At 64.5% G+C, this 25,048-nt stretch carries 23 protein-coding genes; 18 read left to right on the forward strand and 5 right to left on the reverse strand.

What is annotated here, in order from left to right:
* Positions 1-28: 28 nt before the first annotated feature.
* The gene (locus C7451_RS04610; protein WP_110297802.1) at positions 29-1,477 is read left to right on the forward strand and encodes a hypothetical protein; all 1,449 of its coding nucleotides are present in this window, start codon (positions 29-31) and stop codon (positions 1,475-1,477) included.
* Positions 1,478-1,492: 15 nt separating this feature from the next.
* Here C7451_RS04610 and ppsR read toward each other — a convergent pair whose 3' ends face one another.
* Positions 1,493-2,893, reverse strand: coding sequence for a transcriptional regulator PpsR (gene ppsR / locus C7451_RS04615; RefSeq protein WP_167398421.1), 1,401 nt, complete (start codon positions 2,891-2,893; stop codon positions 1,493-1,495).
* Positions 2,894-2,942: 49 nt separating this feature from the next.
* Complete coding sequence (locus tag C7451_RS04620) at positions 2,943-3,980, reverse strand: cobalamin B12-binding domain-containing protein (protein WP_110297804.1); 1,038 nt, start codon at positions 3,978-3,980, stop codon at positions 2,943-2,945.
* A 215-nt stretch (positions 3,981-4,195) separates the two neighbouring features.
* Here C7451_RS04620 and bchF point away from each other — a divergent pair, with 215 nt between their 5' ends.
* Genes bchF through hemA form a run of 14 tightly spaced genes read left to right on the forward strand, consistent with a single transcriptional unit; the run spans position 4,196 to position 19,704 of the window.
* Positions 4,196-4,765, forward strand: coding sequence for a 2-vinyl bacteriochlorophyllide hydratase (bchF, locus tag C7451_RS04625; protein ID WP_110297805.1), 570 nt, complete (start codon positions 4,196-4,198; stop codon positions 4,763-4,765).
* Positions 4,762-6,045, forward strand: coding sequence for a ferredoxin:protochlorophyllide reductase (ATP-dependent) subunit N (locus C7451_RS04630; protein ID WP_110297806.1), 1,284 nt, complete (start codon positions 4,762-4,764; stop codon positions 6,043-6,045). Before bchF ends, C7451_RS04630 begins: the two co-directional genes overlap by 4 nt.
* A gap of 4 nt (positions 6,046-6,049) precedes the next feature.
* Positions 6,050-7,690 carry a ferredoxin:protochlorophyllide reductase (ATP-dependent) subunit B gene (gene bchB / locus C7451_RS04635; RefSeq protein WP_110297807.1) on the forward strand — a complete coding sequence of 547 codons (1,641 nt, stop codon included), beginning with the start codon at positions 6,050-6,052 and terminating at the stop codon, positions 7,688-7,690.
* Positions 7,680-11,300, forward strand: coding sequence for a magnesium chelatase subunit H (locus C7451_RS04640; protein WP_110297808.1), 3,621 nt, complete (start codon positions 7,680-7,682; stop codon positions 11,298-11,300). The genes bchB and C7451_RS04640 overlap by 11 nt, the downstream gene beginning before the upstream one ends.
* 13 nt (positions 11,301-11,313) lie before the next feature.
* Positions 11,314-12,207 carry a ferredoxin:protochlorophyllide reductase (ATP-dependent) iron-sulfur ATP-binding protein gene (bchL, locus tag C7451_RS04645; protein ID WP_110297809.1) on the forward strand — a complete coding sequence of 298 codons (894 nt, stop codon included), beginning with the start codon at positions 11,314-11,316 and terminating at the stop codon, positions 12,205-12,207.
* Complete coding sequence (gene bchM, locus C7451_RS04650; RefSeq protein WP_110297810.1) at positions 12,207-12,902, forward strand: magnesium protoporphyrin IX methyltransferase; 696 nt, start codon at positions 12,207-12,209, stop codon at positions 12,900-12,902. The genes bchL and bchM overlap by 1 nt, the downstream gene beginning before the upstream one ends.
* Positions 12,899-14,332: a BCD family MFS transporter gene (locus C7451_RS04655; protein ID WP_110297811.1), complete on the forward strand. Its 1,434-nt coding sequence runs from the start codon at positions 12,899-12,901 to the stop codon at positions 14,330-14,332. The genes bchM and C7451_RS04655 overlap by 4 nt, the downstream gene beginning before the upstream one ends.
* Before the next feature lie 27 nt (positions 14,333-14,359).
* Positions 14,360-15,133, forward strand: a complete 774-nt coding sequence (gene puhA / locus C7451_RS04660) for a photosynthetic reaction center subunit H (protein ID WP_110297812.1) — start codon at positions 14,360-14,362, stop codon at positions 15,131-15,133.
* Complete coding sequence (gene puhB / locus C7451_RS04665; RefSeq protein WP_208625141.1) at positions 15,130-15,759, forward strand: photosynthetic complex putative assembly protein PuhB; 630 nt, start codon at positions 15,130-15,132, stop codon at positions 15,757-15,759. The genes puhA and puhB overlap by 4 nt, the downstream gene beginning before the upstream one ends.
* The gene (gene puhC / locus C7451_RS04670; protein WP_110297813.1) at positions 15,756-16,259 is read left to right on the forward strand and encodes a photosynthetic complex assembly protein PuhC; all 504 of its coding nucleotides are present in this window, start codon (positions 15,756-15,758) and stop codon (positions 16,257-16,259) included. Before puhB ends, puhC begins: the two co-directional genes overlap by 4 nt.
* Positions 16,256-16,552 (forward strand): hypothetical protein, encoded by a 297-nt coding sequence (locus C7451_RS04675; RefSeq protein ID WP_341866613.1) that lies wholly within the window; start codon positions 16,256-16,258, stop codon positions 16,550-16,552. Before puhC ends, C7451_RS04675 begins: the two co-directional genes overlap by 4 nt.
* A gap of 35 nt (positions 16,553-16,587) precedes the next feature.
* Positions 16,588-17,676, forward strand: a complete 1,089-nt coding sequence (gene acsF, locus C7451_RS04680) for a magnesium-protoporphyrin IX monomethyl ester (oxidative) cyclase (RefSeq protein WP_208625142.1) — start codon at positions 16,588-16,590, stop codon at positions 17,674-17,676.
* Positions 17,677-17,680: 4 nt separating this feature from the next.
* Entirely contained in the window at positions 17,681-18,469 is a 789-nt protein-coding gene (puhE, locus tag C7451_RS04685; protein WP_110297814.1) for a putative photosynthetic complex assembly protein PuhE, read from the forward strand.
* A 14-nt stretch (positions 18,470-18,483) separates the two neighbouring features.
* Complete coding sequence (gene hemA / locus C7451_RS04690) at positions 18,484-19,704, forward strand: 5-aminolevulinate synthase (RefSeq protein WP_110297815.1); 1,221 nt, start codon at positions 18,484-18,486, stop codon at positions 19,702-19,704.
* Positions 19,705-19,905: 201 nt separating this feature from the next.
* Here hemA and C7451_RS04695 read toward each other — a convergent pair whose 3' ends face one another.
* Positions 19,906-20,418, reverse strand: coding sequence for a c-type cytochrome (locus C7451_RS04695; RefSeq protein WP_110297993.1), 513 nt, complete (start codon positions 20,416-20,418; stop codon positions 19,906-19,908).
* A 275-nt stretch (positions 20,419-20,693) separates the two neighbouring features.
* On the opposite strand from C7451_RS04695, the gene C7451_RS04700 reads away from it, so the two are divergent.
* Positions 20,694-21,044 (forward strand): hypothetical protein, encoded by a 351-nt coding sequence (locus tag C7451_RS04700; RefSeq protein WP_110297816.1) that lies wholly within the window; start codon positions 20,694-20,696, stop codon positions 21,042-21,044.
* Positions 21,045-21,104: 60 nt separating this feature from the next.
* On the opposite strand, the gene C7451_RS04705 is transcribed toward C7451_RS04700, so the two are convergent.
* Together C7451_RS04705 and C7451_RS04710 are read right to left on the reverse strand one after the other, a co-directional pair.
* Positions 21,105-21,788, reverse strand: a complete 684-nt coding sequence (locus C7451_RS04705; protein ID WP_110297817.1) for a prolyl hydroxylase family protein — start codon at positions 21,786-21,788, stop codon at positions 21,105-21,107.
* A gap of 83 nt (positions 21,789-21,871) precedes the next feature.
* On the reverse strand, positions 21,872-22,882 hold the full coding sequence (locus tag C7451_RS04710; RefSeq protein WP_244181595.1) for an RcnB family protein: 1,011 nt from the start codon (positions 22,880-22,882) through the stop codon (positions 21,872-21,874).
* A 264-nt stretch (positions 22,883-23,146) separates the two neighbouring features.
* Here C7451_RS04710 and C7451_RS04715 point away from each other — a divergent pair, with 264 nt between their 5' ends.
* Together C7451_RS04715 and C7451_RS04720 are read left to right on the forward strand one after the other, a co-directional pair.
* Positions 23,147-23,812, forward strand: coding sequence for an MOSC domain-containing protein (locus tag C7451_RS04715; RefSeq protein ID WP_110297818.1), 666 nt, complete (start codon positions 23,147-23,149; stop codon positions 23,810-23,812).
* 10 nt (positions 23,813-23,822) lie between these two features.
* Positions 23,823-25,010, forward strand: a complete 1,188-nt coding sequence (locus C7451_RS04720) for a dipeptidase (RefSeq protein ID WP_110297819.1) — start codon at positions 23,823-23,825, stop codon at positions 25,008-25,010.
* The last annotated feature ends 38 nt before the right edge of the window (positions 25,011-25,048 follow it).

Consider the following 25,048-nt stretch of genomic DNA (forward strand, 5'->3'; position numbering starts at 1 on the left):
ATAAGCGGGGCAGGCAAGGAGAGGTCTGATGGCGCTGCACCGACTGGCACTGCTGATGGCATTCGTGCCGGTGCTGCTCTTCTCGTCGACCGGTCAGGGTTCGTCCGCGCCGCCCGTGCGGCTCGAGACCGAGGCGCTGAACCCGAGCGAGAATGTCACTGTCGCGGGGCAATCCGCATCGCCGCAATCCGGTATCCGGCGCGATGACCGCGAATATCCCTTCTACATGCCGATGCAGGGGCTGCGCCCTCCGGCGGTGACCATGCGGGTCCGCTGCGATGCCTCGCGCGCGGCGGGGCGCGAAGTGTTCGACCGGCCATCGGCAGCAGCAATCGAAGGCAGGATCGAGGGCGGGTTCGAATTTGTCTTCGAAGCCTATGACGGCGCCGGAAGGCCGTGCGTCTATCCGTTTGCTCCGTCGCTGCCGCAGATCATCGGCCAGACCCAGGGCACGCAATATGTCTTCCGGTCCTCCGTGCCCGGTGTTCCGGTCACCTTCCGCACCAATGATGCCTGGGCCAGCATCAACCTGCGCCTGTTCGACCTCGGCCCGCAGCGCATCCATTTCGAAATGCGCGACATCGCGCTCGACTTCCCCAATGCCGGTGAGGCCAAGGGTGCGGTGCATCTGGAGGTTCTGGACGTAACGCGGCCTGGCCTGATCACTGCCGTGATCCGCCGCGCCAATATCTTCGGCGGCAAGAATGCGATCTTCGTGCCGGGCGGGGAGACGATGGTGCTGATCGAGGACAGCATTATCCGCGGCAATATCGGCGACAATGTCGACCAGGAACATGGCACCTATATCAACGGCACCCTGGTCACGCATATCCGCAATTCGACCTGGTACGGGCAGAAGGGCTGGGTCGATATCGCCAGCGGCCATCAGCTCAAGGACAAGGCTTACTTGCGCGTCTATGAGGATCTGACCGTCGCGAATCTTCCCAATGCGACCACGCCGTCGGCGATGCCGCTGGTCGACATCTCGGCCTTCGGCTTTACCTGGACGAACAATCTGAAGCTCAAGCGCGTGCCCTCGGCCCAGACGGTGCGCGACACGCTGGTCGATCTGCGCACCGAGATCGTCTATGGCGCGCCGCACCATTATCCGTGGAACATCATGGTGAGCCCGCAATGGCGCATGCCGCCAGCACCGCTCGCTTCGCTCGACCAGGTCTATCTCTCGGTCTTCCAGAACACGCTGGTCGACAGCTTCCGCACCGAACCGCATGTCTTCCGCCTGAACGCCCAGGGCCTGGGGGTGGAACCCGGCTCGCCCACGGTCATCGGCAACGAACAGACCACCCGGGCGCAGCAGCGCATGGTCTCGCTGGCATTCAACACCCGGGGCACGATTCGCAAGCCCTTCACGACCGAAGGCTGGACCTATGTCGATCCGTCGCTGCCGCCCGAAATGCAATGGGTGCGTGACCGCGACGCGTTCATCCGCCACGCGCTCGGACTTATCGGTCGCTAGCGCAACCGATTCAGCTCAGCTCAGCTCGTCCTTGCGGCCGACCAGATTGCCAAGGCCGTGGCGGTGGAGCTTCGAATAGAGGCTCTGGCGGCTAAGGCCCAGGATTTCTGCAGCTGAGGCGCGGTTGTCGGAGGTATAGGCCAGCGCCGCCTCGATGCACATCCGCTCGATCAGATCGGTCGATTCCCGCACGATCTCGCGCAGCGGCATCCGCCCGACCAGCTCGGTCAGCTGATCGACCGAGCGCGGCACATCGCGATCGCTCGGCGGCAGGTCGCGCATCCGTCGGCTGACGGTGCGAATGGCAAAGCCGTAATGTCCGCCCTGGGCGTCGGTCTTGACGCCTGATACCTCGATCGCTTCCTCGATGGCATCATCGGCATGAACGATGGTGGTCGCATTGCGCACCTGGCCGTGATCGTCGAGCTGCTTGCGCATCAGATCGACATCGATCCCCGGACGGCCGATGAAGCGGCCGAGCGGCTGGCCGGTAATCGCTTCCTTCGAGCTGCCATGCACCAGATCGACAAATGCCGAATTGACGGTGAGGATCTGCATCTTCGCATCGGTCAGCACGAAGGCATCGGGCATGCGCTCGATCAGCTCGGCCATCGGCCGGCGGTTGGCGCTGTCCCCCGCCGGTGCATCGCCGCGTGACAGGCGGATCATGAACTGGCGGCCATTATCCTGCCGGAAGGGCAGCGCCGTCAGCATCATCGGCGGCTGATCCTCGCCGATCTTCACTTCCATCTCGCAATGCTCGCCCGTGGCGGTCGCACCGCCCAGCGCGGCAATCAGGTCGTCGCGTGATATTCCGCCGATGACATTGGCCAGATCGCGATTGTCGAGGCTGCCGGGCTTGGCGCCGAACAGCTGGTAGCTCGCGGGATTGGCGGCGGCGATTCGGCGCGTGCTGGCATCGATCACCAGCACCGGATCGGTAATCATGTCGAACAGCAGGCGGAAGCGCGCCTCGGTCTGGCGCAGCTTGAGACAGTCGCGTTCCAGCGACTGCTGGGTCTGCAGCAGGCGCTGCTGCAGGCTGGCCCAGGCGCGGACATCCCGGCCGATGGCCATGCGCGGCTTGCCTTCGCCCAGGTCGACCAGCCGGTAATGGATCGGCAGATTGCCTTCGGGCCCGGGATGATTGACCTGACGCCACCGTGCGGGCGTTTCGGAGCTGGGGCTCGCCAGCATCTCGCTGATCTTCGGGCGGCTGTCGAGCGCAACCGTGTCCTCCCAGCGCCGGCCTATCCAGCTGCTGAGGTCAGGCATGTCATCGGCACTCACGGAAACATCGCTGATGACGCCGTTTTCATCCAGCGCCAGGGCGATATCCCCTGCGGCCAGCACCAATGCGAGTGCTGCGCCGATTTCCAAAGTGCCGACAACGCCTTTGAGGTCGCGAAAAGGCATGGCGATTGCCGGAGGCTCGTCCTTCTTCATGCCGCGCCGGGTGCGGTCTTCAATGCGAAAGCGCGGCGCGCTCTACCCCGGCAGATACAAGTTCATCGGCCAATGCAAGCGCGTCAGCGGCATCAGCAGCGGTCCCGTCCGCACCCAGCTTGCGCGCGTGTTCGGGGTCATAGCCTAGGGCTGGGCCGCCGATCATGATTGCCAGTTTGGGATTGCAGGACACGCTTCTCATCGCCGTCAGCAGTTTCGGAACATCGGCGATATAAAAGTCAGTGGTTACTGTCAATCCGACGACATCGAACGAGGAAGATCCCAGGGCCTGGAGGATGTCGGACTGTTCGGGCTCGATCAGGGTTTCCACCTCCCAGCCTGCGCGCTGGAAGCATTCGGAGATCATGAGCGTGCCCAGGCTGTGCTGGTCCCGCGGCATGGTGGTGAACAGCGCGCGATGCGACTTGAGGCTCCATCCCGTAGCGGGCGGTGCCCAGACCGCGATCGTGCGCAGCAGCAGCTGCCACAATCCCATGGTTACGTCGACAAAGTCGCATTCGTCGCGATTCCACTTTTCGCCCAGTTCGCGCGCGGTCGGGGCGATCAGCTGGATGAACAGGGTTTCGGGTGCGATCTCGTGATCGAGATGGTCGATGATGATGTCCGCCAGGGCGTTGACTTCATGCGCCAGCACCTGGTCCGAAAATTCGCGGATCGCTGCCTCGTCGAACAGAGGCGCCATGGTCGCAAAGCCTCTGCTCTTCGCGCCCGGGCGCGCGTTGTCGTTCGACTGCGTACCTGCGGTTTCGCGAAACTCTTCGCCGCCGTCCTGCGCGTGCATGACGGGCGTCACCATATGCGCTGGAGGGTCGACGGGAAATTGCGACATGCGAGGATCATCCTGATGCACCATCAGCAGCCGGGGGATGATCTCGTCTTCCACCAGGCGGCCAACATCGTCATTCGGGCCGGAGCGAACGAACCGACCCTGGCCGGTCTGTTCGCCATCCCAGGGCGAGGCCTTCTTGCGCAAACGCGCATTGCGAAAAAGCTCTGTCGTCGACCGGATCAAATCGATGCCAAAAACCGAGGCCATTCAGACTCTCCATAGTCTTGTCGGTGCGGATGACACCGGCCTCATGGCGGGAAACTTTCTTGTGCGCCCATCCTCGCCAGGCCCTGATCCTACGCCTGTCCAGCAGGCCTGACAACCGAAGATTTGTCAAGAAAACTATACGTCAATTTATCTTGACACTTTTGCGGGGCGAGGCGTAGGTTTCCTGACTTGAAACGGGAGGCGTTCAAACGCTCATGCCACTGGAAAATCAGCCTGGAACTGCGGAAAACCGCAAGCTTGACGGCGATCCGGTCGGTCGCAATCCACGGCCTGTGTCCGTTTCGCTCTACACTCCAGAAGAGCGTGCACGCCGCGATTCGAGCATCTGGACCCTGGTCCAGGGCGTGCTGGCTCCGGTCCAGTTCCTTGTCTTCCTGGTGAGTCTGGGCCTGGTGCTGCGCTATTTCGGGACAGGCGAGGGTGCATTCGCGGCCGACCTCTCGATCGTGGCCAAGACGCTGACGCTCTACACGATCATGATCACCGGCTCGATCTGGGAGAAGGTGGTATTCGGCAAATGGCTGTTTGCCCCGGCCTTCTTCTGGGAGGACGTGTTCTCGATGCTCGTGCTGGCGCTGCACACCGCCTATCTGGTGATGCTGTTCGCAGGGCTGGGCACGACCGGTGAGCGCATGGCCGTCGCGCTGGCGGGCTATGCGGCCTATGTCATCAATGCCGCGCAGTTCCTGTGGAAGCTGCGCATGGCGCGGCTGCAGGGCGCAAGCGCCGCCGAATCGGCTCCGCGCCTGGCGGTGGCACAATGATCGCCGCCGCGCCCCCCGTGCTCGATCAGGGCTGTGCCTCAGCACCGGTGCTGCGCGAACGCGGCCAGCGCGAGGTTTTCTGCGGGCTGACCGGCATCGTCTGGCTTCACCGCAAGATGCCCGACGCTTTCTTCCTGGTCGTCGGATCGCGGACCTGTGCGCATCTGCTGCAATCGGCGGCCGGCGTGATGATCTTTGCCGAACCGCGCTTTGCCACCGCGATCATCGAGGAACGCGATCTGGCCGGCCTTGCCGACGCGAACGAGGAGCTGGACCGGGTCGTTCGCCGCCTGCTGGCGCGCCGCCCGGAAATTCGCACGCTGTTTCTGGTCGGAAGCTGCCCGTCCGAAGTTATCAAGCTCGATCTGGCGCGGGCTGCCCAGCGACTCGCCGGAGCGTTCCTGCCGGATGTGCGCATCGTCAATTATTCGGGCAGCGGCATCGAGACGACCTTCACCCAGGGTGAGGATGCGTGCCTCGCATCGCTGGTGCCGTTCATGCCCGAACCGGCCGCCGGTGCCGAGCCCGAATTGCTGATTGTCGGTGCTCTTCCCGATATCGTCGAAGACCAGCTTGTGCGGCTCGTGCGCGATCTTGGCATCACCCGTGTTTCCTGCCTGCCCGCGCGCCAGTCGCGCGACCTGCCTGCGGTCGGACCCAATACCCGCTTCCTGCTCGCCCAGCCGTTCCTCGGCGATACCGCGCAGGCACTGGAAGACCGCGGCGCGGTGCACCTTTCGGCACCCTTCCCGTTCGGCGCCGAGGGCACGACCGACTGGCTGCACGCTGCCGCCCGCGCGTTCGGCGTGGACGAGATGCATTTCCGTGCCACGGTCGCGCCTGGCCGCGAGCGCGCCAAGCGCGCGCTCGAGCACAGCCGCGCGCAGCTCGAAGGCAAGAGCATCTTCTTCCTGCCCGATTCGCAGCTCGAACTGCCGCTTGCGCGGTTCCTGCACCGCGAACTGGGCATGGTGCCCGTAGAGGTCGGCACACCCTATCTGCACCGCGCGCACATGGCCGCCGAGCTGGCGCAGCTGCCCGAGGCGACAGTGATCAGCGAAGGCCAGGATGTCGACCGGCAGCTCGACCGGGTGCGCGCGGCAAAGCCTGACATCACGGTGTGCGGCCTTGGCCTTGCCAATCCGCTCGAGGCGGAAGGCTTCACCACCAAATGGGCGATCGAGCTGGTGTTCTCGCCCATTCACGGTTTCGATCAGGCTGGCGATCTTGCCGAATTGTTCGCGCGGCCGATCCGCCGCCGCGACGTGTTGAGGGTTTAGGGCCATGCAGCTGTCGGTCTGGACCTATGAAGGGCCCCCTCATATCGGGGCAATGCGGGTGGCGACCGGCATGCGCGATGTGCACTATCTGCTGCACGCGCCGCAGGGCGATACCTATGCCGACCTTCTGTTCACGATGATCGAACGGCGCGGCAAGCGCCCGCCCGTGACTTACACCACCTTTCAGGCGCGCGATCTGGGCAAGGACACAGCCGAGCTGTTCCAGTCCGCCGCACGCGATGCGGTGGCGCGTTTCAAGCCGGCGGCCATGCTGGTCGGCGCATCGTGCACCGCCGAACTGATCCAGGACGATCCTGCCGGAATGGCGCAGGCGATGCGCCTTGATATACCCGTCATTCCACTGGAGCTGCCCAGCTATTCCCGCAAGGAAAACTGGGGCGCTTCGGAGACTTTCTATCAGATAGTCAGAGCTCTCGCGGTCGGGGATTCCTCCCGCCCCGCACCGTGCCAGGCAGGTTCTCCGCGTCCCAAAGCGAACCTGCTTGGGCCGAGCGCACTGGGTTTTCGCCATCGCGACGATATCGTCGAGATCGCGAAGATTCTGGCTGCGCTCGGCGTAGAGATTAACGTCACCGCGCCGCTGGGAGCGAGCGCGGCGGACATCGCCCGGATAGGGGAGGCCGATTTCAACATCGTGCTCTATCCGGAAATCGCCGATACGGCGGCGCGCTGGCTGGAACGCAACTTCCGCCAGCCGTTCACCAGGACCACCCCCATCGGCCATGGTGCCACCATCGACTTCATCCATGAGGTGGCAAAGCTCGCCGGGGTCGATCCCTCGCCCGCGCTCGACATCGCAGAAGCGCGGATGCCCTGGTGGAGCCGCTCGGTCGATTCGACCTATCTGACCGGCAAGCGCGTCTTCATCTTCGGCGATGCGACGCATGCCATCGCTGCGGCCCGTGTCGCCCGCGACGAGCTCGGCTTCGTGGTCTGCGGCCTGGGCTGCTACAACCGCGAATTCGCGCGCGACCTGCGCGCCGCAGCTGCCGATCACGGTGTCGAGCCACTGATCACCGATGATCATCTCGAGGTCGAGGAAGCCATTGCCGCTGCGCATCCCGAACTGGTGCTGGGCACGCAGATGGAGCGGCATATCGCCAAGCGGCTGTCGATCCCCTGTGCGGTGATCTCCGCGCCGGTGCATGTGCAGGATTTCCCCGCGCGGCACAGCCCGCAAATGGGCTTCGAAGGCGCGAACGTGCTGTTCGACAGCTGGGTGCATCCGCTGGTCATGGGTCTCGAAGAGCATCTGCTCACCATGTTCCGCGACGATTTCGAATTTCACGACGGCGCCGGCGCGAGCCATCTGCATGGCAGCGCGCCAAAAGCTGTCCCCCTGCCTGACCAGGCAACGGGGAGGGGTGGGTCCGAGCCGCTTGGCGAGCCTGCAACCGCTGCGGCTGCAAGCCCACCCCCAACCCCTTCCTTGGCAGCCGGCCAGGACGGCGAGCTGCTCGAACGCACCCTCTGGACCGCCGAGGCCGAGGCCGAGCTCAAGAAAATCCCGTTTTTCGTGCGCGGCAAGGCGCGGCGGAACACGGAACGCTATGCCGAAGAGCGCGGCCTCGCATCGATATCCCTCGATACGCTCTACGATGCGAAGGCGCATTATGCCCGCTAAAGCCCCACATAAGTCGGCCCAAGGCCGCAATGCCGCGATCCGCGTGGTGTTCATCACGCTCGACAACCATCTGTCGGGCGCGGTCGATCGGGCAGAGGCGCTGCTGGTCAAGGACATGCCGGGCCTGTCGATCGGCTTTCACGCCGCCGCCGACTGGGGCCGCGATCCGGGCGCGCTCGATGCCGCGCGCGCCGATATCGCCCGCGCCGACATCGTGATCGCGACGATGCTGTTTCTCGAGGACCATGTCCGTGCGATCCTGCCTGCGCTCGAAGCGCGGCGCGAGCAGTGCGATGCGATGCTGGGGCTGATGTCCGCAGGCGATATCGTCAAGCTGACCCGCATGGGCGGATACCGGATGGATGCGCCCGCGCGCGGGCCGCTGGCGCTGCTCAAGAAGCTGCGCGGTTCCTCGAAGCCGGGCAACAATTCGGGTGCGGGGCAGATGAAGATGTTGCGGCGTCTGCCCAAGATCCTCAAGTTCATTCCCGGCACCGCGCAGGACGTGCGCCATTATTTCCTGACGCTGCAATACTGGCTGGCGGGCAGCGACGACAATGTCGTCTCGATGATCCGCGGCCTTATCGACCGCTATGCCGCTGGCGAGCGCGCCGCGCTCAAGGGCACCACGCCTGCCCAGGCCCCGCGCGACTATCCCGAAATCGGCCTCTATCACCCCGCGCTCCCCGAACGGATCACCGAGGATGCAGCCCGCATGCCGCGCAACGCCAGGGCTGGTGGCAGCGTCGGTGTGCTGCTGCTGCGCTCGTACCTGCTGGGCAAGGATGCAGGCCATTACGATGGCATGATATCGGCGCTCGAAGCGCGCGGACTCAATGTCGTCCCGGCCTTTGCCAGCGGTCTCGACGGCCGTCCGGCAGTCGCGAAATATTTCGTCCGCGATGGCCGCCCGGTGGTCGATGCGGTGATCAACCTGACCGGTTTCTCGATGGTCGGCGGCCCCGCCTATAACGATGCGGCGGCAGCCGAAGAGGTGCTTGCCGGGCTCGACCTGCCCTATATTGCCGCGCACCCGATCGAGTTCCAGAGCCTGGAACAATGGGGTTCGCGCCATCAGGGGCTGCTCCCGCTCGAAGCGACGATGATGGTCGCGATCCCCGAGCTCGACGGCGCGGTGATGCCGCATGTCTTTGGCGGTCGTTCGGATGGTTCGGCCGAGCCGTGCCAGGGATGCGCGCGCCACTGCCTTTTCACGGCACCAGACGCCATGCGCGCGATGCAGAGCTGCCCCGAGCGCGCCGAGGCACTGGCGGCCAAGGTCGATGCGCTGGTCAGGCTGCGCCGGTCCGAGCGGGCGAAGCGCAAGCTTGCCATCATCCTGTTCAACTTCCCGCCCAACGCAGGCGCGACGGGCAGCGCGGCGCATCTCGCCGTGTTCGAATCGCTGCACGCGACGCTGCATCGGTTGGCGGCAGAGGGCTATCAGTGCAGCCCGCCCGCGACGGTCGATGCTCTGCGCGATGCGATCCTCAAGGGCAATGCCGACCGGTTCGGATCGGACGCCAATGTCGCGGTGCGCATCTCGACCGACGATCATGTCGGTAACGAACCGCATCTGCGCGCGATCGAGAAGCAATGGGGTCCTGCGCCGGGCAAGATCCAGAGCGATGGCTGGTCGATCCATGTGCTCGGCAAGCAGTTCGGCAATGTGTTCGTCGGCGTGCAGCCCAGCTTCGGCTATGAAGGCGACCCGATGCGGCTGCTGTTTGATGGCGATTTCGCCCCGACGCATGCCTTTGCCGCCTTCTATCGCTGGATTCGCGAGGAATTCCGCGCCGATGCACTGCTGCATTACGGCACGCACGGCGCGCTCGAATTCATGCCGGGCAAGCAGGCGGGGCTTTCGGGCGATTGCTGGCCCGATCGTCTGCTGGGCGCCATTCCGAACTTCTACCTCTATGCCGCCAACAACCCGTCCGAAGCGATCATCGCCAAGAGGCGCTCGGGTGCGACCATCGTGTCGTATCTCACCCCGCCGCTCGCCCAGGCCGGTCTGTACAAGGGCTTTTCCGACCTCAAGGCGCTGGTCGAACGCTGGCGCGCGCTCGCGGGCGAGGGCGTCGAACGCGCCGCGCTCGAACTGATGATCCGCGATGCTGCGACCGCGCTCGACATCGACGGCAGCGACATCGCCGCGCTGGCAGGCAATCTCTACGAGCTCGAACGCGCACTGATCCCGTTCGGCCTGCATGTGCTGGGCAGCCAGCCCGAAGGCGAGGAGCGCGAGGCGTTTCTCGATGCGCTGACTGCTGCCGATGGCGGTGCTGGCCGGGCCGAGCTCGATGCGAAGCTTGCCGCCAATGACGAACTCGGTGCGCTGATCCATGCGCTCGACGGCGGCTATGTCCGCCCCGCGCCCGGCGGTGACATATTGCACAATCCCGAGGTTCTGCCGACCGGACGCAACACCCACGGCTTCGACCCGTTCCGCATCCCCAGCGCGTTCGCCTGTGTGACCGGCGCGGCCCAGGCCGATGCGCTGCTTGCCCGGCATGTCGAGGCGGGCGAGCCATTGCCGGAAAGCATCGCGATGGTGCTGTGGGGCACCGACAATCTCAAGTCCGAAGGCACCCAGGTTGCGCAGGCGCTGCACCTGATGGGCGCGCGGCCGCGGTTCGACACCTATGGCCGCCTTGCCGGTGCCGAACTCATCCCGCTCGCAGAGCTGGGCCGCCCGCGCATTGATGTCGTGGCCACGCTCTCGGGCGTGTTCCGCGACCTGCTGCCGCTGCAGACGCGGATGATTGCCGAAGCCGCCTGGCTGGCCTCGACGGCTGAAGAACCCGAGCTGCTTAACTTCATCCGCAAGCATTCGCTGGCCCATGCCGCGAAAATGGGCTGCGACATGGAGACCGCGGCGCTGCGCGTCTTTTCCAACGCCGAAGGGGCCTATGGCGCACAGGTCAACATGATGATCGACGGCGGCGCCTGGGCCGATCCCGACGAGCTGGCCGAGGCGTTCGAGACGCACAAGGGCTATGCCTATGGCCGCTCGGGCGCACCGATGAAGCAGCGCGAATTGCTCGAAACCGCGCTCGCCTCGGTCGAATTCACCTATCAGAATCTCGATTCGGTTGAACTCGGCGTCACCGACATCGATCAATATGTTGATGCACTGGGCGGGGTCAGTCGCTCGGTGACGCGGGCACGCGGCGGCAAGGCCGCACCGGTCTATATCGTCGATGCCACCGAAGGCGCGGCCAAGGTCCGCACGCTCGCAGAACAGATCGACCGCGAGACGCGCACCCGCATGCTCAACCCGAAATGGTATGAAGGCATGCTGCGTCACGGCTTTGAGGGCGTGCGCCAGATCGAGGGGCACGTGACCACGACGATGGGCTGGTCGGCCACCACCGGGCAGGTCGCCCCCTGGGTCTATCAGCAGATCAGCGAGACCTATGTGCTCGATGCAGAAATGCGCGCGCGGCTTGCCACGCTCAACCCCAAGGCCTCGGCCCGGGTGGCGGAACGGCTGCTCGAGGCATGCGACCGCCGGCTTTGGGAACCGGATGCCGCAACCCTGGCGGCGCTCCGCGCTGCCGCCGACGATATCGAGGACAGGCTTGAAGGCCTGATTGCAGCAGAATGACGGGAGAGACGATATGAGCCTTTTGGACCATGGCGGAGCGCCACCAGCCTTTGGCGAGGGCAGCACCCAGGTTGCGCTCGACCCGCGTGACGAGATTACCGGCGCCAAGGTGTTCGCCATCTATGGCAAGGGCGGCATCGGCAAGTCGACCACCTCGTCGAACCTGTCCGCTGCCCTCTCGCTGCTCGGCAAGCGCGTGCTGCAGATCGGCTGCGATCCCAAGCATGACAGCACCTTCACGCTCACCAAGAAGCTGATGCCGACGGTGATCGACGTGCTCGAAACCGTCGACTTCCACCACGAGGAACTGCGGCCCGAGGATTACATGTTCGAAGGCTTCAACGGCGTGATGTGCGTCGAGGCAGGCGGTCCGCCTGCGGGCACCGGCTGCGGCGGTTATGTCGTCGGCCAGACGGTCAAGCTGCTGAAACAGCACCATCTCCTCGAGGATACCGATGTGGTGATCTTCGATGTGCTGGGCGATGTGGTGTGCGGCGGTTTTGCAGCGCCCCTGCAGCATGCCGAGCGCGCTGTCGTCGTGGCCGCGAACGATTTCGACAGCATTTTTGCGATGAACCGCATCGTCGCGGCCATCAAGGCCAAGTCGAAGAATTACGAGGTCCGCATGGCGGGCGTCATCGCCAACCGCTCGGCTGCGACCGACGAGATCGACCGGTTCAACGATGCCACGGGCCTCAAGCGCCTCGCGCATTTCCCCGATCTCGACGCGATCCGTCGCAGCCGCCTCAAGAAATGCACGATCTTCGAGATGGATTCGACCCCCGAGATCGAAGCGGTGAAGAACGAATATCTGCGCCTCGCCGCAACGCTCTGGGCGGGCACCGATGCGCTCGATGCGATGCCGATGAAGGATCGCGACATCTTCGAATTCTTGGGCTTCGAATGATGGCGAGCCACGCGCCCCGCTCCACCTATGACGCCTATCGCGGGCGGCTGGAGGATTATTTCGACCGCACCGCGCGGCAGAACTGGGTCGACCTGACCTCGGACACCAAGGTCAGCGGCATTCGCGCCACCGTGCGCGCCGGGCGCGACCGGATGCGGGCGATGCTGCTCGACTGGCTGCCCTATGACCTCAAGGGCAAGCGCATCCTCGATGCCGGTTGCGGTACCGGCGCGCTTGCCGTTGCCGCGGCGCAACTGGGGGCCGAGGTGGTCGCGATCGACATCTCGGCCGGTCTGGTCGACGTGGCCCGCGAGCGTGCGCCGTCCGGCCTGACGATCGACTGGCGGGTGGGCGACATGCTCGATCCGCAGCTGGGCCAGTTCGACCATGTCGTCGCGATGGACTCGCTCATACATTATGAAACCGGCGATATCGTCGATGTGCTGGCGGCTCTGGCCGACCGTGCGCCGTCGATCGCCTTCACTTTCGCACCGCGGACACCCTTGCTCGCGGCGATGCATGCCACCGGGAAACTCTTTCCCAAATCCGATCGCGCACCCGCGATCGTGCCGGTGGCCGAATGGAAGCTGCAGAGACTGCTTGCCCAGCGTCTCCCCAGCCATGGCATCGCCGCGAGCGAACGCATTGTCAGCGGCTTCTATACCAGCCACGCGATGATGCTGGCGCGCGGATGAGCCTGGCAAGCGCCTCGACCCGGTTCTTTGCCGGACTTGGAACGCAGTTCCTGCCGTTCGCCGATGCGGCGAGCGCCGAATTGCCGATGGGCCGTCTTCTGCGGCTCTCGCTGTTCCAGGTGACGGTGGGCGTGGCGACGGTGCTGCTCAACGGCACGCTCAATCGCGTGATGATCGTCGAGCTGGGCACGCCGGCCTGGCTGGTGGCGCTGATGATCGCGATCCCGCTGCTGGTAGCCCCCTTCCGCGCGCTGATCGGCCACAAGTCGGATCATCACAAGTCGATGCTCGGCTGGCGGCGGGTGCCCTATATCTGGTTCGGCTCGCTGCTCCAGTTCGGCGGGCTGGCGATCATGCCCTTTGCGCTGCTGCTGCTGTCGAGGCCCGATACGTTTACCGTGGGGCTCATCGCAGGCGCGCTCGCGTTCCTGCTCACCGGCCTCGGCATGCACACCACGCAGACCGCAGGCCTCGCGCTCGCTACCGACCTTGCGCCTGAAGACAGCCGCCCGCGTGTCGTGGCGCTGATGTTCGTGATGCTGCTCGTCGGCATGATGGGTGCGGCCTTCGTGATGGGCTCGCTGCTCGCCGATTTCAGTGCCACAAGGCTGGTCGCGATCGTCCAGGGCGCGGCGATGTTCACCATGGCGCTCAACATCATCGCGCTGTGGAAGCAGGAGGCGCGCGCGCCTTCGACCACCCGGCCCGAGCGCGAGACGCCGAAATTCTCGGTGGTGTGGCGCGAGTTCACCTCCGAGGCGCGCAATGCCCGGCTGCTGCTCGCCATCGGTTGCGGAACGGCGGCCTTCAGCATGCAGGACGTGCTGCTCGAGCCGTTTGGCGGCGAGGTGCTCGGCATGTCGGTGGGATCGACGACCTCGCTGACCGGGCTCTGGGCGTTCGGCATGCTCGTCGCCTTTGCCTTTGCCGCGCGGCGTCTAGGCCACGGTTCCGATCCGCTGCGGCTTGCAGGCTTCGGCGCGGCGATCGGTATGCTGGCCTTTGCGATGATCCTGTTCGCAGCGCCGCTGGACGCGAGCTTTCTTGTCTTTTCGGGCGCGCTGACCATCGGCCTTGGCGCAGGCCTGTTCTCGGTCGGCACATTGAGCGCGATCATGGGAATCGCCGGCAGTGGCAAGCACAAGGGGTCGGGCCTCGCGCTCGGAGCCTGGGGTGCTGTGCAGGCCAGTGCATCGGGCCTGGCGGTGGCGGCAGGCGGGCTGATCCGTGATGCCGTCTCCTCGCTCGCGCTCGCGGACCGCATCGGCGAGACGCTGGCCTATCGCGCCACCGGCTATGGCACCGTGTATCTGATCGAAATCATCCTGCTGCTCGTCACCATGATCGTGCTCGGCCCGCTTGTCGGGGGCCAGGGCCTCGATCCTGCCGCACCGCCCCAGCGGTTCGGCCTTACCGAATTTCCGACATGAACGGCTTGAAAGAGAGAAGGAAGCGCCATGTTTAACGGCAATATCGTGGGCAATATCGATGTCGCATCGATCGCTTTCTGGGCGTTCGTGCTGTTTTTCATCGGTCTCATCTATTATCTCCGGCGCGAGGACCGGCGCGAGGGCTTCCCGCTCGAGGACGACCTGACCGGCCGTTCGCTGGGCATGGGCGGGCCGTTGCTGCATGCGGCGCCCAAGACCTTCAAGCTGCCCTTCGGCCGCGGCACGGTCTCGACGCCCACGATCGGCAAGGAACCGTTCGAGATCGCCGGACGCCGGGTCAGCCCGTTCCCCGGTGCGCCCTATGTGCCCACCGGCAATCCGCTGACCGACTGCATCGGCCCCGCCGCCTATGCCGAGCGCAGCCGTCTTCCCGATATCGACGCGTTCGGCAACAACCGCATCGTGCCGATGGCGCTGGAGCCGAGCTTCTCGATCGCACGCGGCGATCCTGATCCGCGCGGCATGACCGTCATCGGCGCCGATGGCGCGGTCGCGGGCACCGTGGCGGAAATCTGGGTCGATCGTTCGGAGCATCAGGTGCGCTATCTGGAAGTCGTCACCGCCGAGGGCGTACATGCGCTCGCGCCGATGATGATGGCCAAGATCCGCAAGTCTGCGCGCCAGATCGTCGTCGATGCGATCAACGCCGCGCAGTTCTCCGGCTGCCCGCAGGTCGAAACCCCGGGCCAGATCAGCCGCTACGAGGAAGACAAGATCTCGGGCTATTTCGGCGGCGGCTATCTTTACGCCAACCGCGCCCGGCAGGAGCCGCTGATATGATCACGGAATATGACGACGAGCCCGTCCGGGGTCTCCCCGGCGAGCTCCCGCAGGGTGAGGTCCTGCTGTGGCAGGGTTCGCCCGACTGGCGGTTGCTGGCGCGCAGTGCCTTTGCCACGCGAATCGTCGGGCTGTATTTCATCGCGCTCGTCGCGCTCGCCATCTACAATGGCAGCACCAGCGGAGTGATCGCCACGGTGATTGCAGGGGCCTTGGGCGTCGGGCTGCTGATGCTCTTTGCCTGGGCCGTGGCACGCACCACCGTCTACACCCTGACCAGCAAGCGCGTGGTATTGCGCATCGGCGTGGCGCTCAACATGTGCATCAACCTGCCGCTCACGAAGATCGGTGGCGCCAATCTGCGCGCGCTGGGGCCGGTCGAAGGCGATCTGGCGCTGCAGCTGATCGGCCCGCATAAGCTGGGCTATCTGGTGCTCTGGCCGCATGCCCGTCCATGGAAGCTCGGCCATCCCGAACCCATGCTGCGTGCGCTGCCCGACGCAGCGGTGGTCGGCGAGCGGCTGGCGCGGGCTGTCGCCGCCATTGCACCGGTGGACCGCGCGCAACAGGCCAGTGTCGCAGCGGGTGAGGGAGTCCCCGCGCATCTTCAGGGAGCCATCGCATGACCAGCGCATCGTCCAGCCACAACCACCATTCGCACGGTGGCCACGGCCATAGTCATGAAAACACGGTGCCCAGAGGCGCGCTGATGATGGCGTGCGGCGTGGTGCTGTTCACCCTGGCGCTGACCAGCGCGACGCAGCTGGGCTGGATCGCACCCTCGCCGTCTGCCAGCGACGTGCGCGCGGCGGAAGCCGCGACCGCGATCAAGTCGCGCGTCCTGCGCTTTGCCGATGCGCAGAACGGCAAGGTGCTCGTGACCGATGCCGTCACCGGTCAGACGGTGCATGTCTATGGCGAAGAGGGCAGCGGCTTCATCCGCGGCGTCCTGCGCGGCATGGGCCGGGGTCGGCATGTGCGCGGCATTCCGATGGATGCGCCGTACGAGCTCAACCACTGGAGCGACGGATCGCTCTCGCTCACCGATACCGCGACCAACCGCGTGGTCGAACTGGGCGCGTTCGGGCCGACCAACCGCGCGACCTTCGAGGCGCTTCTGAAATGATCGGCCTGCTGCGCCAGCCATCGTTCGATACGCCCTGCCGCATCCAGGTGGAGCAGAGCGAGGCGCATTTCCACGCGCATGTCGAACTGGACGGCGATGTCGCCATCCAGCCGGGCGACAAGGTGCGCGTGCATGGCGATCCGATCATTGTCGGATTTGGCGAGTCCATTTTGATCCAGCGCATGGCGACAGTGCAGCCGGCGGGTCCATTGCTGCGCGCATGGACCAAGCTGACCGCGTTTGGCGAGTTGAAGGAACTGTACGAGGTCAGCTTCACCACCAGCCGGTGGTGAGCGCAGATGTTCAAGGATACAACGGGAGTGGTGCGATGAACATGCAGACAAAGGTAAAGGCAGCAGGCCGGGCGAATCTGCCCGATGCGCCCGACACCATGGAGCTGGCGACGCAGGAGACGGTGCTGAGCCCGCGTTTCTACACCACCGATTTCGACGCGCTCGATGCGATCGACGTCAGCCTGGTACGCGCCGAATGGGACCAGCTGATGGCGGACATGGAGGGCGACCCGAACAAGGCGCATTTCCGCCGCAGTGAATCGTTCGACGGCGTCATCGAATCGCTGGAACCGGCGCTGCGCCGCGAGTTCATCGATTTTCTGGTGAGCTCGCTGACATCCGAATTTTCTGGCTGCATCCTCTATGCCGAGATCGCCAAGCGGACCAAGAATCCCGACGTCAAGAAGCTGTTCAAGCTGCTCGCGCGCGACGAGAGCCGCCATGCCGGGTTCATCAACGAGGTGCTCAAGGATGCCGGGATCGGAATCGACCTGTCGTTCCTCACCAAGACCAAGAAATATACCTTCTTCAAGCCGAAGTTCATTTTCTATGCGGTCTATCTGTCCGAGAAGATCGGCTATGCGCGCTATATCGCGATCTACCGGCATCTGGCGCGCAACCCGGAAAACCGCTTCCACCCGATCTTCAACTGGTTCGAACAATGGTGCAATGACGAGTTCCGCCATGGCGAGGCCTTCGCGATGCTGCTGCATGCGGACCCCAAGCTGCTGACGGGTCTCAACCGTTACTGGATCAAGTTCTTCATCCTGTCGGTCTATGCGACCATGTACGTGCGCGATCACAGTCGTCCGGTCTTTCATGCGGCGCTCGGCGTCGACCCGACTGATTACGATTACCGCGTGTTCGACATCTGCACCGCGATCAGCCGCCAGGTCTTCCCGGTCGAGATCGATACCGACAATCCGGCGCTGCGCGCGCAGATGGAAAAGCTGCGTCTGGCTTCGGACCGGATTGCGGCGGGCAAGGCGCGCGGCGGTATTGGCGGGCTGATGCAGCGTGCTGGCGGCATGATCGGCGCGGGCACGGCGTTTGCGCGCATGTATTTCATGCCCGGCAAGCCCAATGCGCTGCCTGCCACCATCCGCCTGCAGCCGGCCTGGTAAGCGCATGAGCCTGCACGGCCATATCCTGCCTGCGTTCATCGTGCTGCTGGCCTGGTTCGGCAGCACGGGCGTGGTCGCCTGGCTGGCCAATCGCGGCAAGGCGACCTTTGCGCGGAGCCTGAGCTGGGCCGGATTTGCCGCGGGCATCTGCCTGTGCGTCATCGTCTGGGCGGCGCACGGTCATGATGCCGCAGGGCCGCAACTGCTCGACGCCTATATCAGCTTCGGCGCGGCGCTGGTCATCTGGGGCTGGCTCGAACTGACCTTCCTCACCGGCATCGTCGCCGGGCCCCGCCGCACCGCGAGCGATCCACATGCGCGCGGCTGGCGGCGCTTTGCCGATGCGGCGGCAACGCTGATCCATCACGAACTGGCGATCGCGGTCGTCATGGTGATGCTGGTCTCGCTCACCTGGAACAGCGCCAATCCCACCGGCGCGGTGATCTTCAGCCTGCTCTTCGCGCTGCGCCTTTCGGCCAAGCTCAACCTGTTCGTCGGCGTGCCGAACATGAGCGACGAGATCATGCCGGGGCATCTGGAATATCTGAAGACCTATTTCGGCCCGCGCCGCCTGCATGGTGCGCTGGCCTTCAGCCTGGTCGCGCTCGCGGCGCTGTCGCTGTGGCTGGGCGCTCGTGCGCTCGCAGCCCCCGACGACAGCTTTGCCGCGGTCAGCGCGACCCTGGTGTTCACGCTCGCAGCGCTCGGCGCGCTCGAGCACCTGTTTCTGGCGCTACCGTTTCGCGACGGCGCGCTGTGGCGCTGGGCCCTGCCCGACGCGCGCAAGGGATAAGAAGGAGAGTGGTTATGGACTATGAGGGGTTTTTCCAGAGCGAAATCGATACGATCCGCGACGAGGGGCGGTATCGCATCTTCGCCGAGCTGGAACGCCATCGCGGCCGCTTTCCGCACGCCACGCGCTATACCGATGAGGGGACCGACGAGGTCACCGTCTGGTGCTCGAACGACTATCTCGGCATGGGCCAGCATCCCGATGTGCTCAAAGCGATGCACGACACGCTCGACCAGTGCGGCGCCGGCGCAGGCGGCACGCGCAACATTTCGGGCACCAACCATCACCATGTGCTGCTCGAGGCCGAGCTCGCCGATCTCCACGGCAAGGAAGCCGCGCTGCTGTTCACCTCGGGCTATGTCTCGAACTGGGCGGCGCTCGGCACGCTGGCGGCCAAGCTGCCCAATTGCGTCGTGCTGTCGGACGCGGGCAACCATGCCTCAATGATCGAGGGCATCCGCCATAGCCGCGCCGAATGCCACAAGTTCAAGCACAATGACCCCGAAGATCTCGATCGCCTGCTCGCAGGTATTGCGCCGGGACGCCCCAAGCTGGTGGCGTTCGAAAGCGTCTATTCGATGGACGGTGATATCGCGCCGATCGCGGAGATTCTCGACGTGTGCGAAAAGCACGGCGCGATGAGCTATATCGACGAAGTCCATGCGGTCGGGCTCTATGGCCCGCGCGGCGGCGGCATTGCCGAACGCGAAGGCCTGATGGACCGGATCACCGTGATCGAGGGCACTTTGGGCAAGGCGTTCGGCGTGATGGGCGGCTATATCGCCGCCTCGGCCGCGCTGTGCGATTTCGTCCGGAGCTTTGCCAGCGGCTTCATCTTCACGACCGCACTTCCGCCCGCGCTTGCCGCCGGGGCGACGGCCAGCATCCGCCATCTGAAAGCCAGCCAGATGGAACGTGCGCGCCACCAGGAACGCGTCGCCAAGGTGCGCAAGCGGCTGGACCTGATGGGCATTCCCCATCTCGACAATCCCAGCCACATCATCCCGGTGATGGTCGGCGATCCGCACAAGTGCAAGCGCATCAGCGACTGGCTGCTGGAGAATCACGGCATCTACGTGCAGCCGATCAACTATCCCACCGTGCCCAAGGGGACCGAGCGGCTGCGCATCACGCCCTCGCCGGTGCACAGCGATGGCGATTGCGACAAGCTGCTCCACGCGCTGAGCGACATCTGGTCGCAATGCGAGCTGGCGCGGCGGGAAATGGCTGCCTGAGCGCTTTCGAACGACCCTCGTCATTCCCGCGAAAGCGGGAATCCCGCTTCGTCATTTGGCTTTGAACAGGAAGCGGGACCCCCGCCTTCGCGGGGGGTGACGATCAAGTGTGACGGTGAAGCCGCATTCTTCCGCCCAACAAAAAAGGCCGCTCCCGAAGGAGCGGCCTTTCTGTTTCGGCAAAAGCCCGATCGCGATCGATCAGGGCTGCTGCAGATAGGCGATCAGGTCGGCGCGCTTCTGCGCGTCGGGGATGCCGGCGAACACCATCTTGGTGCCCGGAACCACGCGGGCGGGCTTTTCCAGATACTGGAACAGCTTTTCCGGGGTCCAGGTGATGCCGCTGTTCTTGTTGGCGGGCGAATAGTTGAAGCCTTCGACCGAACCGGCGGCACGACCGACGATACCGGCGAGCGACGGACCAACGCGGTTCTGGCCGGCTTCCTTCACGTGGCAGGTCTTGCACTGGACGAAGACCTTCTCGCCTTCAGCAGCGTTGCCGGTGAAATCGGCAAACTTCTTGCCATCCAGGGTGTCGGTGTTGTCCGCAGCGGGGGCCTCGGCAGCAGCCGGCGTTGCGGCGGGGGTTTCGGCACCAGCGTCAGCAGCCGGAGCGGCGGCCTCTTCTTCGGCCTTGGGGGTTTCGCTGCCACCCGAGCAGGCGGCCAGCAACGCGACGCCGGCCAGGACGCCAGCATAGCGCAGTGCATTCAATCTGGACATGAACTCTCCTTTTGCTCGGCGACATGCGCCCTGAAGCAACGGTCAATATAGACGAGCCGCACCCGATGAAAAGTAGGGAAGGCTCGTGATGAACGCCAGATGAAGAAAAATGTTCATGGAAAGTGGCATGCGCGTCGAAAATTTACGCGTCACCCGGCCTTTCGCGGCGGATTGCCCGCACTCGGCGCCCAGTCGATGCCCGCCAGCCGTCTCAATCGCCATGCGGTGCGTTGGTGAGGTCCGGGGGCGCTCGAAGGAGACAATCGATGAGCAAGCTGATCCGAAATGCCCTTGCAGGCACGTTGCCCATGGCGATCCTCGCCTTGCCGGCCCAGGCGCTGCCCGCTCGCGAGGGGCATCAGGCGCCCGTCATCCGAGCCGAGCCGGTGCAGGGCGTCTACAACCAGTCCTGGTACAATTATGTCGCTGACATCAACGAGGCAGAAAAGGAACTGACCAGCGATCTCAAGCGCGCGACCGATCGCGAAGACAAGGCAGACGCCTGGGAAGAATATGAAGTCGAACTGGCCGATGCCGACAAGGATTATGTCAAGGAGATGCGCCAGCGCGGCTACAAGGTCGGCCGAGTGACGGTGCTTGCCTATAACGACCGATGATGCGGCCTGCCCGGCTGCAGGCGGCGCGTTCCGGCCCTGACCGGACGGGCCGCCCCCGGTTCAGACCCAGAATCCCCTGCGGAACCATTTGGTGATGATATATTTGGTTCCGGCTGTGACCGGATTGCCGCTGTGCAGCATATGGGGATTGGGCTTTCCATCGGGTCCCATATTGTTCCAGATCAGCAGCATGCCGGTGCGCGGGAGCATCTTGAACGATAGCTGCGGAAACTCGGTCTCCCCGCCACTCTGAGGTTCGTTCAGGAACACCATCGCCGTCCAGCTGCGTTGACCGCCCTTGTTGCGTTCCTTCTGCCAATAGGGCTGGTCGGTATGGAAATAGTCGTGATGGGCCTTGAACTGCTGGCCCACGGCATAACGCTGCCCTTGCAGGGTCTCGCCACGGCGAGAATCGATCCCGGTCAGTCCGCAGATGCGATCGTCGATGCGCAGGACATCGGGGTGCCAGCGATCAAGGTTGCAGCTGTAGCTGGTGCGAAAGTCGCTTTCGTCCGCTGCGGTGCCGGCGCGATACAGTTCGGAAGGAATTGCGTCGGCATCGATCATCCGGATCATGTCGCCGCATTCGGCGGGTGTCATGAAGTCCTGATAGCAATAGATCTGCATCGGCACCTGCACATCGTCGAAGCTGATGCGCTGTACCCGGCGATGGGCGTCAAGGCGTTCGCCGACGTCCCGTCCGATCTTCGCCAGTTCCCGCCGATGAAGGAGCTCGGTAATCATGGGGCACGGGATGCGGCGTGCGCCCGGACCTGTCAACCCGCCGCCAGCAGTCGCTTCCGGTCGCAGCCTTGGGTCGGCCGAGCTTACCAGAAGAAGTCGTTGATCACGTCCACCACCTGACCGGTATAGATGTCGACGAGCAGGACATCGCCGTAATAGCGCACCCAGCGATACTGGCCATAAGCTGGCGGCAGGCGATAGGCCCAGGGATCGTTGATCCAGAAGCTGCTGCCGAAAAACGGGGCGCCGAGCGTGAAGCCTATGCCGATACGGCGATAGTTCCAGCCGCGCACCGGTGGATAATAGCGGCCTGCATTGAAGAACGCACGGTTGCGGGCGCGCCAGCCATACCAGTCATAGCGGCGATCATTGCGCCAGCCGCGATCCCATCCCCGGCCGTTCCAGTCACGTCTGTCCCAATCGCGTCCGTCCCAGCCCCGCCCGGCATATCCCCGGCGATCCCAGTCGCGACGGTTATCGCGAAAGTCCCTGCGGTCGTCGCGACGGTCGGCGCGGAAATCTCGGCGATCATCGCGGCGATCACGACGGAATTCCCGCAGATCGCCCCGCTGGTCCCTGCGGAAATCGCGGCGATCATCGCGCCGATCGGCTCGAAATTCGGGCCGGGTTACGGTGCCGTCGCGGAAATCCTGACGGTCGCTGCGGCGTTCCTGACGGAAATCCCGCAGGTCGCCGCGCTGTTCGCGGCGCAGGTCCTGGCGGTCGCCACGACGCTCCTGACGAAAGTCCTGACGGTCGGCACGGCGTTCCTGGCGGAATTCACGCGGCGTATCGATCCGCGCCGATCCGATATTGTTGCGCGACTGCCCGCGCATTTCGCGTCCGCCGCCGCCCCTGAACTCGCGGCCTCCGCCTCCCCCGCCGCGTTGCCCGCGAAACTCGCCTCCACCCCGGCGGCCCTCACGTTGCTGGGCGGCAGGTTCAAGCCCGGTGACAGCAAGGAGGCCATCCTGTGCGCCGGAGCGTTGCAGATCGGCGGCGCTGGCTTCGTGCGGCGAGAGCAGCAGCCCCGCAGCGGCCAGTACGGCCAGCGCCAGCGGCGCGAACCGATACCTGCCGTTGGATGCTCGCAAAGCAGGTTGAAACGATTGGGCGGGAACGGGTTGCACTCGATAGATTGGTGGCATGACCAAAATCGACCTTTCGATAATGGCCTGGGCAATCGTGTCGGCAACCACGCGGCACAGGACTGGGTATAGGCAATCACGACTATCAGCCACAGTCTGACCGTCAGCTTAACCGCAAGATGAACAGCCATTCAGAAAAAAGCTGTGCGTTGCCCCAAAATGAAGGAATTGCATTGCACGCTGCCTGGCATCAGCGTATTGTGCAAGTGCATGAGTTCGCAAGCGGTCCGTGTATTGGCGCTGCTGATTGGCAAGCCCCGCCCTTTTCGTGAAGACGGCACGATGAGCGCTATCGCGCGCCAGCCGATTACTGGCCCCCTGATGCTGAACGAGCTCGGTTTTGAAGGCGATCAAGTCGCCGATCCGGTGCATCATGGCGGGCCGGACATGGCCATTCACCATTATCCTTACGATCATTATCCCTTTTGGCAGCAGAGGCTGAATTCGCACAAATTGCTGCAGAAACCCGGCGCCTTTGGCGAGAATATATCGACGCGCGGGCTGGTGGAGAGCGAGTTGCGCATCGGTGACCGCTTCCGCCTGGGGCAGGCACTGGTCGAACTGACAAAAGGGCGCCAGCCCTGCTGGAAGCTGGATCACCGCTTCGGCGTTTCGGGCAAGCAGTCGGTCATGGCAGAAATTGTGCGGACTGCGCGTTGCGGTTTCTATTATCGTGTGCTTGAATCAGGGCTGGTGCAAGCGGGTGATGTCATGCGGCTGGTCGAACCGGGCCCCTCGGCCTGGACAGTGGACAGGGTGTTCCGTCTGCTCGTCGGTGGCCAGTACAAGGCAGAGCCCGAAGCAGTGCGCAAGCTGGCCGATCTTCCGCAACTGGCGGCCGATTGGCGCAAGCGGGCTGCTGCGCTCGCCGACTGAAGGGAGCATCATGAGATTCAGACATTTGCCGTTGCTGGTCCTGGCCTGTGTGGCAGGCACCGCTTCGGCCCAGGCACCGGAAGATCCGGCCGCCATCCATCAGGCGATCCTGACGCTGGACACGCATCTCGACAGCCCAGCCAATTTCGATCAGCCCGGCTGGCAGATCACCGATCGGCACGATGTCGCGCAGGACGGGACACAGGTCGATCTGCCACGCATGATCGAAGGCGGCCTCGATGGCGGCTTCTGGGTCATTTATACCGCCCAGGGGCCAAATGATGCGCGCGGCTACGCGGTGGCGCTGGCACATGCGCTGAAGCGCCTGCACCAGATCCACGATTTCGTGGCTGCAAATCCGCAAAGTTTTGCCATTGCCACCCGGGCATCGGATGCCAGGCGCATCGCAGCTTCCGGGCAGCGCGTGGTCTATCTGTCGATGGAGAACAGCTATCCGCTGGGCAATGACATCGCCAATCTCGATGCCTTCTACCAGTTGGGGCTGCGCATGGCGGGGCCGGTGCACAATGGAACCAACCAGCTTGCCGATTCGACCAATGGCGAGGCGGTACATGGCGGCCTCAGTGAGCTCGGCAGGGACTGGGTGCGCGAGGCGAACCGGCTGGGCATCATCATTGATGGCAGCCACGCGGCGGACAGCACGTTCGACCAGTTGCTGGAACTGTCGCGTGCGCCGATCATCCTTTCCCATTCCGGGCCCAGGGCGCTTCACGATCATCCCCGCAATGTCGACGATGCGCGGATCAAGGCACTGGCCGCGAAGGGCGGGGTGATCCAGATCAACAGCCTGTTCCTCTCGCCCAACAAGCCGCGTCCGACGGTGGACGCGCTGCGTCCGCGCATGAAGGAGGCAGACAGCCTGCCGCCCTCCGAGCGGGCTGCACTGATGCGCCAATGGGCCGAGGCGAACGTGGCCGAGCCGCCTTCCGATACCGATTTCGACCGCTACATGCAGGCGATCTTCCACTGCATCGATCTGGTCGGCGTCGATCATGTCGGCATCGGTGCGGACTGGGATGGCGGCGGCGGCGTGATCGGGCTCAACCAGATCAGTCAGATACCGAAGATTACCGAGGCGCTGCTGGCGCGTGGCCTGTCGCGCGAGGATGTCGAAAAGATCTGGAGCGGCAACGTGCTGCGCGTGATGGCCGAGGTGGAGCGCGTCGCGGGCAAGTAGCGCCTTCGGGCATTTCCCGTGCGTTGCTGTGGAAATTC

The sequence above is a fragment of the Blastomonas natatoria genome (assembly GCF_003201955.1).
Lineage (GTDB): Bacteria > Pseudomonadota > Alphaproteobacteria > Sphingomonadales > Sphingomonadaceae > Blastomonas > Blastomonas natatoria.